At 67.3% G+C, this 15,397-nt stretch carries 16 protein-coding genes; 8 read left to right on the top strand and 8 right to left on the bottom strand.

What is annotated here, in order from left to right:
• Window positions 1–17: 17 nt before the first annotated feature.
• A complete protein-coding gene (radA, locus tag H9Q09_RS16115; RefSeq protein ID WP_024350493.1) occupies window positions 18–1,406 on the bottom strand; it encodes a DNA repair protein RadA in 1,389 nt (462 codons plus the stop codon).
• A 170-nt stretch (window positions 1,407–1,576) separates the two neighbouring features.
• Here radA and H9Q09_RS16110 point away from each other — a divergent pair, with 170 nt between their 5' ends.
• A complete protein-coding gene (locus H9Q09_RS16110) occupies window positions 1,577–1,894 on the top strand; it encodes a DUF1294 domain-containing protein (RefSeq protein WP_187391866.1) in 318 nt (105 codons plus the stop codon).
• On the opposite strand, the gene alr is transcribed toward H9Q09_RS16110, so the two are convergent.
• The 7 genes from alr to rpsF form a co-directional block, all read right to left on the bottom strand.
• Entirely contained in the window at window positions 1,891–3,018 is a 1,128-nt protein-coding gene (gene alr, locus H9Q09_RS16105; protein ID WP_210315394.1) for an alanine racemase, read from the bottom strand. The two genes, H9Q09_RS16110 and alr, sit on opposite strands and share 4 nt — an antisense overlap.
• Window positions 3,019–3,056: 38 nt before the next feature.
• On the bottom strand, window positions 3,057–4,544 hold the full coding sequence (locus H9Q09_RS16100) for a replicative DNA helicase (RefSeq protein ID WP_024350496.1): 1,488 nt from the start codon (window positions 4,542–4,544) through the stop codon (window positions 3,057–3,059).
• Between the two features lie 213 nt (window positions 4,545–4,757).
• Window positions 4,758–6,047 carry a cyclopropane-fatty-acyl-phospholipid synthase family protein gene (locus H9Q09_RS16095; RefSeq protein ID WP_187391864.1) on the bottom strand — a complete coding sequence of 430 codons (1,290 nt, stop codon included), beginning with the start codon at window positions 6,045–6,047 and terminating at the stop codon, window positions 4,758–4,760.
• Between the two features lie 214 nt (window positions 6,048–6,261).
• The gene (gene rplI, locus H9Q09_RS16090) at window positions 6,262–6,870 is read right to left on the bottom strand and encodes a 50S ribosomal protein L9 (protein ID WP_024350498.1); all 609 of its coding nucleotides are present in this window, start codon (window positions 6,868–6,870) and stop codon (window positions 6,262–6,264) included.
• A 33-nt stretch (window positions 6,871–6,903) separates the two neighbouring features.
• Window positions 6,904–7,869: a hypothetical protein gene (locus tag H9Q09_RS16085; RefSeq protein WP_187391863.1), complete on the bottom strand. Its 966-nt coding sequence runs from the start codon at window positions 7,867–7,869 to the stop codon at window positions 6,904–6,906.
• Between the two features lie 165 nt (window positions 7,870–8,034).
• Window positions 8,035–8,283: a 30S ribosomal protein S18 gene (gene rpsR, locus H9Q09_RS16080; protein WP_024350500.1), complete on the bottom strand. Its 249-nt coding sequence runs from the start codon at window positions 8,281–8,283 to the stop codon at window positions 8,035–8,037.
• Between the two features lie 6 nt (window positions 8,284–8,289).
• Window positions 8,290–8,730, bottom strand: coding sequence for a 30S ribosomal protein S6 (rpsF, locus tag H9Q09_RS16075; protein WP_009209377.1), 441 nt, complete (start codon window positions 8,728–8,730; stop codon window positions 8,290–8,292).
• Between the two features lie 408 nt (window positions 8,731–9,138).
• On the opposite strand from rpsF, the gene fabD reads away from it, so the two are divergent.
• The 7 genes from fabD (at window position 9,139) to gmk (ending at window position 15,389) form a co-directional block, all read left to right on the top strand.
• Window positions 9,139–10,071, top strand: coding sequence for an ACP S-malonyltransferase (gene fabD, locus H9Q09_RS16070; RefSeq protein ID WP_187391862.1), 933 nt, complete (start codon window positions 9,139–9,141; stop codon window positions 10,069–10,071).
• A gap of 68 nt (window positions 10,072–10,139) precedes the next feature.
• Window positions 10,140–10,877 carry a 3-oxoacyl-[acyl-carrier-protein] reductase gene (fabG, locus tag H9Q09_RS16065; RefSeq protein WP_187391861.1) on the top strand — a complete coding sequence of 246 codons (738 nt, stop codon included), beginning with the start codon at window positions 10,140–10,142 and terminating at the stop codon, window positions 10,875–10,877.
• Window positions 10,878–11,061: 184 nt separating this feature from the next.
• Window positions 11,062–11,298 (top strand): acyl carrier protein, encoded by a 237-nt coding sequence (locus H9Q09_RS16060; protein ID WP_009209380.1) that lies wholly within the window; start codon window positions 11,062–11,064, stop codon window positions 11,296–11,298.
• A gap of 40 nt (window positions 11,299–11,338) precedes the next feature.
• Window positions 11,339–12,604, top strand: a complete 1,266-nt coding sequence (gene fabF / locus H9Q09_RS16055; RefSeq protein WP_187391860.1) for a beta-ketoacyl-ACP synthase II — start codon at window positions 11,339–11,341, stop codon at window positions 12,602–12,604.
• Window positions 12,605–12,707: 103 nt separating this feature from the next.
• The gene (gene mltG / locus H9Q09_RS16050) at window positions 12,708–13,799 is read left to right on the top strand and encodes an endolytic transglycosylase MltG (RefSeq protein WP_187391859.1); all 1,092 of its coding nucleotides are present in this window, start codon (window positions 12,708–12,710) and stop codon (window positions 13,797–13,799) included.
• A gap of 40 nt (window positions 13,800–13,839) precedes the next feature.
• A complete protein-coding gene (locus tag H9Q09_RS16045; protein WP_187391858.1) occupies window positions 13,840–14,727 on the top strand; it encodes a YicC/YloC family endoribonuclease in 888 nt (295 codons plus the stop codon).
• Window positions 14,724–15,389 (top strand): guanylate kinase, encoded by a 666-nt coding sequence (gmk, locus tag H9Q09_RS16040; protein WP_024350505.1) that lies wholly within the window; start codon window positions 14,724–14,726, stop codon window positions 15,387–15,389. Before H9Q09_RS16045 ends, gmk begins: the two co-directional genes overlap by 4 nt.
• The last annotated feature ends 8 nt before the right edge of the window (window positions 15,390–15,397 follow it).

Here is a 15,397-nt window from a genome sequence, read left to right as displayed (position 1 = left end):
AGGGACTTGCCGGAAAATCAAGCCTCGCTCCCATTGCCGCCCGCCGCGACCCGCGCGACAAGATCGGGCAGGGCCTCGATCTCGTTGGCAACCATGTCGCGGGTGCGCGGCAGGTCGGGGCTGCCCGACGGCAGGACGGCCTGCCGGAAGCCCAGCTTTTCCGCCTCCTTCAGCCGCTGCGCCGCCTGGCCGACCGGGCGCACCGAGCCGGACAGGCTGATCTCGCCGAAATAGACGCAATCGGCGGGCAGGGGCGCGCCGCTGAGCGAGGAGACCAGCGCCGCGGCGACGGCCAGATCGGCCGCCGGCTCGGAAATGCGGAAACCGCCGGCGACGTTGAGATAGACGTCATGCTGGCCAAGGCGCACGCCACAATGGGCCTCCAGCACCGCCAGCACCATGGCCAGCCGCGGCTGGTCCCAGCCGAGGACGGCACGGCGCGGCGTGCCGAGGGCCGACGGCGCGACGAGGGCCTGGATCTCCACGAGCACCGGCCGGGTGCCCTCCATGCCGGCGAAGACGGCGGCCCCGGCGGCCTTCTCGTTGCGCTCGCCGAGGAACAGCTCGGACGGGTTCTGCACCTCGCGCAGGCCGAGATCGCCCATCTCGAAGACTCCGATCTCGTCGGTCGGGCCGAAGCGGTTCTTGACGGTGCGCAGGATGCGGTAGTGGTGCCCGCCTTCGCCTTCGAAATAGAGGACGGCATCGACCATGTGCTCGACCACCCGCGGGCCGGCGATCTGGCCTTCCTTGGTAACGTGGCCGACGAGGATGACGGCGGCGCCGCTCGCCTTTGCAAAGCGGATCATCGCCTGCACGCCGACCCGCACCTGGGTCACCGTGCCCGGCGCCGATTCGGCGAGGTCGCTCCACAGGGTCTGGATCGAATCGATGATGACGAGGTCAGGACGCCGCGCTTCGGCAAGGGTCGCCAGAATGTCCTCGACATTGGTCTCGGCCATGAGCTGAACGTCGGTATCGGCCGCGTTGAGCCGCTGGGCGCGCAGCCGCACCTGCGCCACCGCTTCCTCGCCCGAGACGTAGACGACGCTGTGCCCGCGCCGTGACAGGGCGGCGGCGGTCTGCATCAGGAGCGTCGACTTGCCGATGCCGGGATCGCCGCCGATCAGGAGGGCCGAGCCGCGCACGATGCCGCCGCCGGTCGCCCGGTCGAGCTCATCGATGCCGGAGACGATGCGCGGCGCCTCTTCGAGTTCGCCCGACAGCGGCAGCAGCGCCGAGGGCGTGCCCTTGCGGCGACCGCGCTGGGGCCCGCCGCCGATGCCGCCGGAGGCGTTCTCCTCGACGACGGTGTTCCATTCGCCGCAGGATTCGCACTTGCCCTGCCAGCGCGTATAGACCGCGCCGCAGCTCTGGCAGATGAAGGAAGGTTTCGCTTTGGCCATGGCGCCTTCTTGGTTTCCAGGCCCCCGTCAGTCAAGAACAAAACAAAAACAAGCCCACGGTCGACCCGGCATCGAGCCGCGATTTTGGTGCCGGCCAGCGATCGTCGGCACGGCAAGGGTTCGGCAATCTCGTGGTGCGATGATGGCCGCAACCTGAGCGCGAGGCGACGATGCTGATCATCGGTTTCTATCTCGTGGCGGTGAATATCGCCGCCTACTGGGCCTTCGTGTTCGACAAGACCAAGGCGCGGGCCGGGGTGCGCCGGACGCCGGAGAGCACGCTTCTGCGCTACGCGCTGATGGGCGGCAGCGTCGGAGCCATCGCGGCGCAGCAGATCATCCGCCACAAGACCCGCAAGGAACCGTTCCGCACGCAGCTCTGGGCGATCGCCGCCATGCAGGTGCTTCTGATCGTGGGGTTCGGCATGGCGGCTCTCACGCTGGGGGCCGATACGGTGCAGCAGTGGATCGTGGGGCAGATCGGCTAGAGCCAGCGGCGCTCGACCCTCGTGCCGAGGCCGGTCAGCAGTTCATAGGCGATCGTACCGGCCGCATTTGCCACCGCGTCGATCGACAGGTTCGGGCCGAAGAACTCGGCCCGATCGCCGGGCGCGAGTGCGTCGTCCGGGACATCGGTGACATCGAGAAGGGTCAGATCCATCGAGACGCGTCCCAGGACGGGCACGCGCTGCCCGGCGACGACGGCCTGGGGTCCGGGCCGCACGTCGCGCACCACCACCCCTGCGCCCGAGGCGGCGCGGTGGTAGCCATCGGCATAGCCGAGGCCGACCGTCGCGATCCGTGTGTCGCGGGGGAGCGGCGCAGCGGCGCCATAGCCGGCGGCCTCGCCGGCATTGGCGGTGCGGATCTGCAGGATGGCCGCGGTGAGGCGCGCGACCGGCCGCAGGACGCCGCGCGAAGCCGGCCCCGCCTCGCCGCCATAAAGGGCGATGCCGGGGCGGGTGAGGTCAAAGCCGAATTCGCTGCCGAGGAACACTGCGGCGGAATTGGCCAGCGATCGCGGCACGCCGGGAAACAGCGCGGCCAGTTCCAGAAACCGGGCCTGCTGCCGCGCGCTCTGGTCCGTCGGCTCGTCGGCCGAGGCGAGGTGGCTCATCACCAGGGCCAGATCGAGTTCACCGGATGCGGCGAGGTCAGCTGCGGCTTCGGCATCGGCGCGGTCGAGCCCCAGCCGGTTCATGCCGGTCTCGAGCTGGATCGCCGCCGGGGCACGCCGGCCGGCCAACTTCAAACCGTCACGCCAGACAGCGATGTCGCCGGGCGTCGAGAGGACCGGGGTCAGACCGGCGTCGAGATGCAAGGGAACGCCGGCGGGTTCGAGCCCCTGCAGGACGAAGATGCGCGTCGGCGCGGTGCCGTCATCGGGACGCGTCAGGGCATCGAGCGCGGCCCGGACGATCCGGCCCTCCTCGGCCCAGGCGACGAAGAAGTCGCGGCAGCCCGCAGCCTGGAGCGTGCGGGCGGTCTCGGCGGCGCCGAGACCATAGCCGTCGGCCTTGACCGCGGCGCCGGTGCGCGCGCCGGGATTGCGTGCGGCCAGCAGGGCCCAGTTGGCGGCCAGCGCCGCGCGGTCGATCTCGACCACGGGCATGCGCCCAAAATGGTGCGGAGCAGTCACGGCCGCACCGGCTATTCGAACCGTTCCGGCAGATAGCTGTCGTCGGCGAGATCGGTGAAGCGGGTGTATTCGGCCTGGAAGGCGAGGGGCACCGTTGCGGTCGGGCCGTGACGCTGCTTGGCGATGATCACCTCGGCCTTGCCGCGGGTCTCGTTCAGCGCCTGCTCCCATTTCAGATGGTCGTCCGTGCCCGGCTTGGGCTCGCGGTTGGCGAGGTAATATTCCTCGCGATACACGAACATCACCACGTCGGCGTCCTGCTCGATCGAGCCCGACTCACGCAGATCGGCGAGCTGCGGTCGCTTGTCGTCGCGGTTTTCCACCTGACGCGAGAGCTGCGACAGGGCGATGATCGGGACGGCCAGCTCCTTTGCCAGCGCCTTGAGGCCGGTGGTGATCTCGGTGATCTCCTGCACGCGGTTACCCTGGGTGCGGCTCGAGCCCTGCATCAGCTGGACATAGTCGATGACCATGACGTCGAGGCCGCGCTGGCGTTTCAGGCGCCGTGCCCGCGCCGAGAGCTGGGCGATCGAGATACCACCGGTCTGGTCGATATAGAGCGGGATCCGCTGCATGGTCTCGGAGCAGCCGACGAGCTTGACCAGTTCCTGATCGTTGATGTTGCCGCGCCGGATCTTCGAGGAGGAGATCTCCGTCTGCTCGGAGATGATGCGGGTGGCGAGCTGCTCGGCCGACATTTCCAGGCTGAAGAAGCCGACGACGCCGCCGTTCTTGGCCTTGAAGGAGCCGTCTGCCTGCTCGGCCGGCTCGTAGGCGGCGGCGATGTTGAAGGCGATGTTGGTGGCAAGCGAGGTCTTGCCCATGGCCGGCCGGCCGGCAAGGATGATCAGATCCGACGCCTGCAGGCCGCCCATGCTGCGGTCGAGGGCGCTGATGCCGGACGAGACGCCCGACAGGCCGCCGTCGCGGTCCTTGGCGGCGGTCGCCATCTCGACGGCGAGGGTCACGGCTTCGGTGAAGGACTGGAAACCGCCATCGTAGCGGCCGGTCTCGGCCAGTTCGAACAGCCGGCGCTCCGCGTCCTCGATCTGCGCCTTGGGCTCCATATCCAGCGGCGCGTCGAAGGCGATGTTGACGACATCCTCGCCGATGCGGATCAGCGAGCGCCGGATGGCGAGGTCGTAGATCGCCCGGCCGTAGTCGGAGGCGTTGATGATCGTCGTCGCTTCGGCGGCCAGACGGGCGAGATACTGCGCCACGGTGAGGTCGCCGACCTTGTCGCCGGCGGCCAGGAACGTCTTGATCGTCACTGGATTGGCGATCTTGCCCATCCGGATCATCTCGGATGTCTTGGCGAAAATCTCCCGGTGCAGGGGCTCGAAGAAATGGTCGGGCTTCAGGAAATCGTGGACGACGTAATAGGCGTCGTTGTTGACCAGCATGGCGCCCAGCAGCGCCTGCTCGGCCTCGATATTGCTCGGAGCCTCGCGATAGAGCGCCGCCGCGTCGTCGTCCATCTTGCGCGCTGCATCCGCCATGCCGCGTCACCTCTGCCATCGCTTCAGGAAGCGTTCTGACTACACCACAGGGCCGTCCGCTGCCAGCGATTCGCACCGCCCGCGACGCCGATCCGGCGGCGAGCGATCCGCATCGGCGAAACCGCCACGATGGGCGGCGTGACGGTGGATAAGATCGGGGATAACCGGCGCAGCTGTTGACGGGTGCGCCGGCTGTCTCTTCGGCGGGGATGGCTATTCCGCGGCCTGCCGGTCCATTTCGGTCCGCTCGGCGGCGATGGGTCGGACGGTGCCCCGCCGCTCCAGTTCGCGCAGCCTGGCTTCGGCTTCCAGCATGTAGTCCCGGGTAATCGGCAGGGTGTCGACCTTCCTCGTCAGCTGGACCTGGAAGACGACGCAATCCTGCCAGCGGAACGCGGTTTCGGAGGCGGCGAGGTAGAACTCCCACATCCGGCAGAAGCGCTCGTCATACAGCGCCTTGGCCTCGTCGCGGCGCGCAGCGAAGCGGTCGCGCCAGTGGCGGATCGTCTCGGCGTAGTGCAGCCGCAGCACCTCGACATCGCTGATGATCAGGCCGGCGCGCTCGACGGAATGGGCGATCTGCGACAGGGACGGCAGATAGCCCCCGGGGAAGATGTACTTGTTGATGAAGGCATTGGTGTTGGCCGGCTCGTCCCAGCGCCCGATCGTGTGCAGCAGTATCACCCCGTCCTCGTCCAGGAGGCGGGCGCACTGGCGGAAATAGTCGTCGTAGAAGTCGACCCCGACATGCTCGAACATGCCCACCGAGACGATCCGGTCGAAGGGGCCGGCGGTGTCGCGGTAATCGGCGATCTCGAAGCGCAGATGGTCGGAGAGCCCGGCCTCGTCGGCCCGCGACCGGGCGATGCCCAATTGCTCGTCGGAAAGGGTGATGCCGGTGACGTCGGCGTCCAGATGGCGCGCGAGATACAGGCCCATGCCGCCCCAGCCGCAGCCGATGTCCAGCGTCTTCAGTCCCGGCCGGTCGAAGGCCAGCTTGGCGGCGATATGGCGCTTCTTGGCGAGCTGGGCCTCGTCGAGCCCGGCGCCGGGCCGGTCGAAATAGGCGCAGGAATATTGCCGGTCCACGTCGAGGAACAGGTCGTAGAGCTCCGACGACAGATCGTAGTGGTGCTTGACGTTCCGGCGCGCGCGCTGCGGGGTGTTGTTCTGGATCACCCGGCGATAGATCAGGCGCAGCCGGGCGATCGCCCGCATCCAGGGCTCGTTCTGGGCCTTGTTGCCGGCGTTGCGGAACACCAGCGCCAGCATGTCGAAGATCGTGCCCTCGGTGATGTCGACGCCGCCGTTCATGTAGGCTTCGCCGAATTTCAGGCCGGGATTGATCGCCACGCCGCGTTCGGCGGCGGCCGTGTTGAAGCGCAGATGCACCGGATCGCCGGTGCCGTCGCCCCAACGGGTCACGCCGCCGTCACTGTCGGTCACGGTGAGATCGCCGAAGACGAGAAGATGCTTCAGATACGTCGCGAGTATGCGGTTCATGTCACCACTCCTGCGTCGGCCTGAGCCTGACGGCTCGCGGCGTCACGGGAACTTATCGCTTGGTATGCACTGCCTTCCTTATCTTATGAGCCTGCAGCGCGATGGGAAGAGGGCCCGATCCCAACGCAAGAGGGGCCTGCAATCAATGCCGGCCCCTCTCGTTACGTGTCGCTGCGAATCGCCGGCGCGGGCAGGGCCCGCCGGCGACTGCCGATCAGTTGGTCTCGTCGGACTCTGCGGTCGCTTCGTCGGTCTCGCCGGCTTCGACTTCCTCGCCGTCCAGCTCGTCCTCGTCCAGCTCTTCCTCTTCCTCGTCGATGCCGTAGATCGCATCGGCGGAGGTCAGGTCTTCACCGCGCGCCTGGCGCTCGGCTTCGTCCTGCGAACGGGCGACATTGATCGAGATGCTGACGTCGACCTCGGGATGCAGCGCGATCGTGATCGGGTGCACGCCGATGGTCTTGATCGGCTGGTTGAGCTGGATGTCGTTGCGGTTGACCTTGAAGTCGGCCGCTGCGAGCAGGTCGGCGATGTCGCGGGTGGAGACCGAACCGTAGAGCTGACCGGTCTCACCGGCCTGGCGCACGACGATGAAGCTCTTGCCGTTGAGCGAGGAGGCTACGCCCTGTGCTTCGGCCTTGCGCTCTTCGTTGCGCGCGATGAGCTGGTCCTTCTGCGCTTCGAAGCGCGCCGCATTGGCTTCGTTGGCGCGCAGCGCACGGCCCGACGGCAGCAGGAAGTTGCGGGCGAAGCCGTCGCGAACCTTCACGGTCTCGCCCATCTGGCCGAGCTTGGCGATGCGTTCGAGAAGAATGACGTCCATTGGTCTGTCCTTTCAGGAGGTTTGGTTCTTGGATCAGTTGCGACCGGTCGGTGCCGGATCGTCCGGGCGCCGCCAGGTTTCGTAGATCCCCATCGCCAGAAACAGGACGATCGGGAAGGAAAGCAGGATCAACGCCGCATAGCTGGAGAACAGGACCAGAAAACGGCCCTGGCGTCCGCGGGTTCGGCGATGCAGTGCCGCGAGCCCGACCAGCGTGAAGGCGGCGGCGAAGCCACCGAGGAGCACGTCGCCGAGGAGGCCGATCGTGCCGCCCGCGAAAGCGGCGCCGGCGGCCACCGCGAAGATGACGAGGCTGATCTGCGGCAGCTGCGCGCTTGTCGGAATGTCGTCCTTCGGCCGCGGCAGGCGGCCCGACACGCGCACGATGGCGGCGCCGAGATACAGCCCGACGATCAGCGAGATCGCCAGGACGGCCGGCTGGACGAAGGGAACGAGGCCGATGATCAGCTGCGCGATGGCGCGGCGCTCGTCGTCGGTCGCCGTGTCCATGGCGCCGCCGCTCTGGCGCAGGGCGTCGACGACAGCCGGGATGAAGTCCTCGGGGTCGAAGCCGAGATACCAGCCGAGAAAGATGCAGGAGCCGACCGCCATCAGCGTGATCGCCATGAGCACGCGCGACAGCGGATACCAGTCGAGGGGCGGGGCGGCGTTCGCGGCACCCAGCGGGCGCGGCGCATCGTCGGCCAGCGGGCGGGCCAGCCCGACGAGATGACCGGCGACGGCCGTCGGCAGCGCCATGGAGGCGAGCAGCGTCAGCGCGCTCGGCACGGACTGGGCGATGGCATAGATCGCCGCGGTGGCGACGGCGGCGGAGACGAAACCGGCGGTCGATCCCCAGCCGAGGCTGGCAATGGCGATGGGAATGGGGGCGGCCAGCGCAAGGCTGACGGCGGAGCTCGACTGCAGCACGATACCGGCGAACAGCAGCGCGCTGGCAAGGCCGGATATGATCGCGATGATGATGGCGGTGGGCTGCATGAACTCGTTCGCTGTCCTGCTCGTGGCAGTTAGAGGCCAGATGCCCCAACTCGGCTTGGCGGACGGTCGCGGCACCATGCCGGCTGTCGTCCCGTCATTCCGGCGCCGCCTGATGCGTCCGGAAAGCCGGCGGCGCCATGAGCGCCGCCGGAGATGTGGTCGGTCCTACTTCAGGACGTAGGGCAGAAGGCCGAGGAAGCGCGCACGCTTGATGGCCTGGGCAAGAGCCCGCTGGTTCTTCTGCGACACGGCCGTGATGCGCGACGGCACGATCTTGCCACGCTCGGAAATGTAGCGCTGCAGGAGACGTACGTCCTTGTAGTCGATCTTCGGCGAATCGGTGCCGGCGAACGGGTCGGACTTGCGACGGCGATGGAAGGGCCGGCGGGTGGGAAGCTGGGCGATATCGACCATCTTGGCTTACTCCGAATCGGTGTCGCGGGGGCGGCGGGGACGGTCGTCGTCGCGGTCGCGGCGCGGGCCGTCTTCGCGGTCACGACGCGGGCGGTCGCCACGATCGCCACGGCGCGGACGATCGTCGCGCTTCTGCATCATGGCCGACTGGCCTTCCTCGTGCTCTTCCACGCGGATCGTCATGTAGCGCAGGATGTCTTCGTTGAAGCGCATCTGGCGCTCCATCTCCTGCACCGCCGCCGACGGGGCGTCGATGTTCATCAGCGTGTAATACGCCTTGCGGTTCTTCTTGATGCGGAAGGTGAGGGTCTTCAGACCCCAGTTTTCCACCTTGCCGATCTTGCCGCCATTGGTCTCGAGAATGCCGCGGAGCTGCTCGACGAGCTGCTCGACCTGCTGGTTCGAGATATCCTGGCGCGCGAGAAATACGTGCTCGTACAGAGCCATGCGCTATCGCCTTTCCGTTTCACGTTCGCATTCGCCCGGGTACAGCGGCTAAGCCTCAACGACTTTCGTGCGAAACCCGCGGGAAGCAGGACGATCGGAAAGGCGTCAGTACAAGAACGGTCGAGAGCGGAGACACGGGAAACCGATACCTTTTGGCATCTGTTGTCGACGACATCGACAGCTTTCCGTTCAGCCCCCAGCTGAGACCCGGACAATGAGGAGGGTGCCACTACCCGCTTGCGCGGCGTTTGGCAAGTCCCGGCGGACATTTGCCACGCGGGCGCCGCGCGTCGGCCGGGCTTTCGCGCCCGGGCTCCAGCACGGATCGGGCCGCCTGCTTGACAGGACGGGCTTGACCAAACCATTGCCTGCACTCGTTTTGCAACCAGCAACACAAGGGAGAGCCGCATGACCACCGCACTGGTCTTTCCGGGACAGGGCAGTCAGAGCGTCGGCATGGGCCGCACTCTCTATGACAGCTTCGAGGCCAGCCGTGCCGTCTTCGACGAGGTCGACGAGGCGCTCGGCGAAAAGCTGTCGGAGCTGATCTTCGAGGGACCCGAGGACCGGCTGACGCTGACCGAGAATGCCCAGCCGGCCCTGATGGCGGTGTCGATGGCGGCGATCCGCGCCCTGGAGGCCGAAGGCTTCTCGGTAGAGACGGCGGCTTATGTCGCCGGCCACTCGCTCGGCGAATATTCGGCACACGCCGCGGTCGGCGCGCTGTCGATCGGACAGACGGCGAAGCTGCTGCGCATCCGCGGCAATGCCATGCAGGAGGCCGTGCCGAGCGGTGCGGGCTCGATGGCGGCGATCATCGGCCTCGACGCCGAGGCGGTCGCCAAGCTCTGCGAGGACGCCGCCGAGGGCGAAGTCTGCGAGCCGGCCAACGACAATGGCGGCGGCCAGATCGTCATTTCCGGCAATGCTGCGGCGATCGACCGTGCGATTGCGCTGGCGCAGGAGCGGGGCGCCAAGCGTGCGCTGCCGCTGTCGGTGTCCGCGCCTTTCCACTGCCGGCTGATGCAGCCGGCGGCCGATCGCATGGCAGAGGCGCTGGCCGATGCCGAGATCCTGGTTCCGCGCGTTCCCGTCGTGACCAACGTGACGGCCGGACCGACTTCCGACCCCGCCGAGATCCGCGAGCGGCTGGTGCGGCAGGTGACGGGCCAGGTGCGCTGGCGCGAAAGCATCGAATGGCTGGCGGCCAACGGCGTGAATTCGCTGGTCGAGATCGGCAGCGGCAAGGTCCTGACCGGGCTCGCGCGCCGAATCGATCGCAGCCTCGAAGGGCGCGCCATCGGCACCGCGGACGATGTCCGCGCTTTCACCGCCGGCTGATCATCCTATCTAGAGAGAGCCGCAGGCGCCTGGCGCTGCGGAGCAGACCATAACGGAGGGAATCCGACATGTTCGATCTGACCGGGCGCAAGGCGCTCGTGACCGGCGCCAGCGGCGGCATCGGCGAGGCGATCGCCCGCGCCCTGCACGGCGCCGGTGCGACCGTGGGCCTGCACGGCACCCGACGCGAGAAGCTGGACAACCTGGCCGCTTCGCTGGGCGAGCGAGCGATGGTGTTTCCCGCCGATCTGTCCGACCGGGCCGAGCAGAAGCGGTTGGCCGAAACCGCCGAGGCCGAGATGCAGGGCGTCGATATCCTGGTCAACAATGCCGGCATCACCCGCGACGGGCTGTTCGTGCGCATGTCGGACGAGGACTGGGACGCGGTGCTGGAGGTCGATCTGACGGCGGCGTTCCGCCTGACGCGCGGCGTGACCCATCCGATGATGCGCCGCCGCTTCGGGCGAATCATCAACATCACCTCGATCGTCGGCGTCACCGGCAATCCCGGCCAGGCGAATTATTGTGCGGCGAAGGCGGGCATGATCGGCCTGTCGAAATCGCTTGCCCAGGAAATCGCCTCGCGCTCGGTGACGGTGAACTGCATCGCGCCGGGCTTCATCGCCAGCGCCATGACCGAGAAGCTGAACGACAAGCAGAAGGACGCGATCATGGGGGCGATCCCGATGAAGCGCATGGGCGAAGCCGACGAAATCGCCGCATCGGCGGTGTATCTGGCGTCCAACGAGGCCGGCTACGTCACCGGCCAGACCCTGCACGTCAACGGCGGCATGGCCATGATCTGAGGGCACGGCTGCCCCGCCGCTGGCCGCTTGGCCACCGCGGCAGGGCATGCTATGCGCCGGCACTTCGAATTTTCCGCTGTCGTTGCCTGCGGACTGGCCGCGACGAGGATGACCACAACGCTTGATAATGCGTCGTGCCACGTCTAACGAAAGCGGCGAAACCAATCGCAATAGAGGACTGACAATGAGCGATACCGCTGAGCGAGTGAAGAAGATCGTCGTCGAACACCTGGGCGTCGAGCAGGAGAAGGTCACGGACAACGCGAGCTTCATCGACGATCTGGGCGCCGACAGCCTCGATACGGTCGAGCTCGTCATGGCTTTCGAGGAAGAGTTTGGCGTCGAGATTCCCGATGATGCCGCCGAGACCATCCTGACGGTCGGCGACGCGGTCAAGTTCATCGAGAAGAACCAGGCCTGACCCAATCGGGCGGCCTAACCGCCTGGGCGAAGAGCGATTGATGAGACGAGTAGTCATTACAGGCGTCGGCATGGTCACGCCCCTCGGGGCGGGTGCCGGCGTCACATGGAAACGTCTGCTGAACGGCGAAAGCGGCCTGAAGCGTGTCGACAACTTCCAGGTCGACGACCTGGCGTGTCAGATCGCCGGGCAGATTCCGCGCGGCGACGGCCAGGACGGCACCTTCGATCCGGACCACTGGATGGAGCCGAAGGAGCAGCGCAAGGTCGATGACTTCATCATCTACGCTGTCGCAGCTGCGTCCGAGGCCCTCGACGATGCCAACTGGCATCCCGAGACCTACGAGGACCAGATCGCTTCCGGCGTTCTGATCGGTTCGGGGATCGGCGGCCTCCAGGGGATCGAGCGCACGTCGCTGATCCTGGCCGAGAAGGGCCCCCGGCGCATCAGCCCGTTCTTCATTCCCGGCAGCCTGATCAACCTGGCCTCAGGCCATGTGTCGATCCGCAATGGATTGAAGGGCCCGAATCATTCGGTGGTCACGGCCTGCTCGACCGGCGCGCATGCGATCGGCGACGCGTCGCGACTGATCGCGCTCGGCGACGCCGACGTGATGGTGGCGGGCGGTGCGGAATCACCGGTCGGCCGCCTCGCAATGGCCGGCTTTGCCGCCTGCAAGGCGCTGTCCACCCACTTCAACGACAACCCGACGGCCGGTTCCCGGCCCTATGACCGCGACCGTGACGGCTTCGTCATGGGCGAGGGTGCCGGTGTGGTCGTTCTGGAAGAATACGAGCACGCCAAGGCGCGCGGCGCGAAAATCTACGCCGAGGTCATTGGCTACGGCATGTCGGGCGACGCCTATCACATCACGGCTCCGGCCTCCGACGGCGACGGCGCGTTCCGCTGCATGTCGGCGGCGATGAAGCGGGCCGGCGTGCAGCCGTCCGAGCTCGACTATGTCAACGCGCACGGCACCTCGACGCCGCTGGGCGACGAGATCGAGCTCAGGGCGATCGAGCGGGTGGTCGGCGATGCCGCCAGCGGCATCACGATGTCGTCCACCAAATCCGCGATCGGGCATCTGCTCGGTGCGGCGGGCTCCGTCGAGGCGATCTTCTCGGCGCTGGCGATCCGCGACAATGTCGCACCGCCGACGCTGAATCTCGACAATCCGTCGGTGGAGACCAAGATCGATCTCGTTCCGCACGAGAAGCGCGAAAAGCGCATCGACGTGGCGCTGTCGAACTCCTTCGGCTTCGGCGGCACCAATGCTTCGCTCGTGCTGCGACGCGTGGCCGACTGACAACGATGGCGGCGGCGCATGATGCCGCCGCTGCCGTTCGGGCTTTCGCCACAATCCGATGGTGCTTCGGCAGCCACGAGGCAATTTCATTCGGGGGTATGCGGTGACCGACGAACGCGGCGAGGGCGCTCGCTCAGGCAAGGGCCGTCGTGGCCGGGGTCCGGCTCCGGCGCGCAAACGCTCGCGGGCTTCCCGCAACCAGCTCGTCATCTTCCTGAATTTCTGCCTGTCGGCCGCGCTCTTCGTGATGCTCGCGGCCGGTGCGCTGATCTATTGGGGCGTCGGCCAGTTCGAGGGCGCCGGCCCGCTGCAGGCCGAGACCACCTATGTCGTGCCGCGCAACAGCGGCTTGCAGACGATTGCCAGCGGGCTCGAGCGGGAAGGCGTCATCAGCGACGCCACCGTCTTCGAATACGGGGTGCGCTTCGCCGGGACTGCGGGTGACCTGAAGGCCGGCGAATACGCCTTCGCCCCGGGCACCTCGATGCGCGAGGTAATGGAGAAGCTCCGCGAGGGACGCTCCATCATGCATTCGGTGACCATTCCGGAAGGTTGGACGGCGGAACGGGCCTTCGAGCGGATTGCCGCCGAGCCGTCCCTGACCGGCGACATGCCGGAGATGGTGCCGGAAGGCACGCTGATGCCCGACACCTACCTGTTCCAGCGCGGCCTGACCCGCAAGGAAATCGTCAGGCGGATGCGCGAGGCGCAGAACAAGCTCGTCGCAGAGATCTGGGAGACCCGGGCCGACGACCTGCCGATCGACGATATCGGCCAGTTCCTGACCCTCGCCTCGATCGTCGAGCGCGAGACCGGCATCGCCGGCGAGCGTCCGCATGTCGCCTCGGTGTTCGTCAACCGGCTGCGCAAGGGCATGCGCCTGCAGTCGGACCCGACATTCCTCTATGGCGTCTATGGCGGCGCGGGCAAACCGTCCGGCAAGCCGGTGACCCAGTCCGACATCGACAGCGACACGCCCTACAACACCTACAAGATCAAGGGTCTGCCACCCGGTCCGATCGCGCTGCCCGGCAGGGCCGCGCTGGAGGCGGTCGCCAATCCGCTGGAGACCAAGGACATCTACTTCGTGGCCGACGGCACCGGCGGCCATGTCTTCGCCGAGACGCTGGACGAGCACAATCGCAACGTCCGCGACTACCGTGCGCTGGAGCGCCAGAACCGGGCCGAGCAGTAGCAACGCCGCCGTTCCCGGCGGCGCGAGGGGGAGAACCGCGATGCCGGTGCAGAGCATGACGGGTTTTGCCCGCCACGAGTCGACGCAGGCCGGCGCCGAGTTCGTCTGGGAGCTGCGTTCGGTCAACGGCAAGGGGCTCGACCTGCGGCTGCGTTTGCCGCAGGGCTTCGAGGCGATCGAGGCGGATCTGAAGCGCGCAGCCGCCACCTGGCTGAGCCGCGGCAACATCCAGGCCAATCTCCAGATCCGGCGCGACGAGACGGCGCCGGCCTTTACCATCAACGATGCGATGCTCGGCCAGCTTCTGGCGCTGTCCAGCCGGCTGGTCGCCGATGGTCACGCCGGCCCGCCGAGCGCCGACGGCATCCTGGCGATCAAGGGGATCGTCGAGGTCGCCGAGAGCCGCCTCGACCCCGAGGAGCGCGAGGCGCAGCTCGCTGCCGCCAGGACGACCTTTGACGCCGCTGTCGAGAGCCTTGTGGCCGCGCGGCAGGCCGAGGGCGCGGCCCTTGCCGATATTCTCTCCGAACGGCTCGCCGAGATCGAACGGCTGGCCAATGCGGCCGAGGCCGACCCGTCCCGCAGCATCGAGGCCTGCCGGGAGCGACTGCGCGCGCAGGTGGCCGAACTGATGGGCGCCGACGAGCGGCTCGACGAACAGCGCCTGCACCAGGAGGCGGCGATGATCGCCGCCCGCGCCGATATCCGCGAGGAGATCGACCGGCTGCAGACCCATGTGGCCGCGGCGCGGGCGCTGCTGTCTGCCGGCGGGCCGATCGGCCGGCGCCTCGATTTTTTGTCGCAGGAATTGAACCGCGAATCGAATACGGTCTGCTCCAAGTCGAATGCGACTTCGCTGACCGCCATCGGACTGGAACTGAAGGTGGCGGTCGATCAATTCCGTGAGCAGGTGCAGAACATAGAATGACGTCGATTTTCGAAACGGAATCGGGGGCGCCGATCGCACGCCGTGGGCTGATGCTGGTGCTGTCGTCACCGTCCGGCGCCGGCAAGTCGACCATCGCGCGCAATCTCCTGGAGTCCGATCCCGGCTTCCAGCTCTCGGTCAGCGTGACCACGCGCAAGCGGCGGGCCAGCGAGATCGACGGCGTGCATTATCGCTTCATCGACCGCGCCGAGTTCGAGCGGCTGCGTGACGGGGGCGCGCTCTTGGAATGGGCCGAGGTCCACGGCAATTTCTACGGCACGCCCCGGGCGGCGGCCGAAAAGGCCATGCGCGACGGTCGCGACATGCTGTTCGACATCGACTATCAGGGCGCGCTGCAACTGCAGGAGCAGGCCAAGGCGGACGTCGTCTCGGTGTTCATCCTGCCGCCGTCCATGACCGAACTGAAGACCCGCCTCCTGCGGCGCGCCGAGGATTCCGGCGAGACCATCGCGGTCCGTCTGAAGAACGCCAAGGTCGAAATCGAGCGCTGGCGCGACTATGACTACGTCGTCGTCAACGAGGATTTGGACAAGGCGTTCTCGGCCGTGCGGTCGATCATCAACGCCGAGCGGCTGCGCCGCGACCGGCGGCCCGGCCTGTTCGACTTCACCGCCGAACTTCTCTCCCAGACCGTCTGCTGAGACCGGCG

The sequence above is a fragment of the Aurantimonas sp. DM33-3 genome (genome assembly GCF_014334315.1).
GTDB lineage: Bacteria > Pseudomonadota > Alphaproteobacteria > Rhizobiales > Rhizobiaceae > Aurantimonas > Aurantimonas coralicida.
Note: the sequence above shows the minus strand (reverse complement) of the source record. Positions and strands in the feature narration are given on the sequence as shown.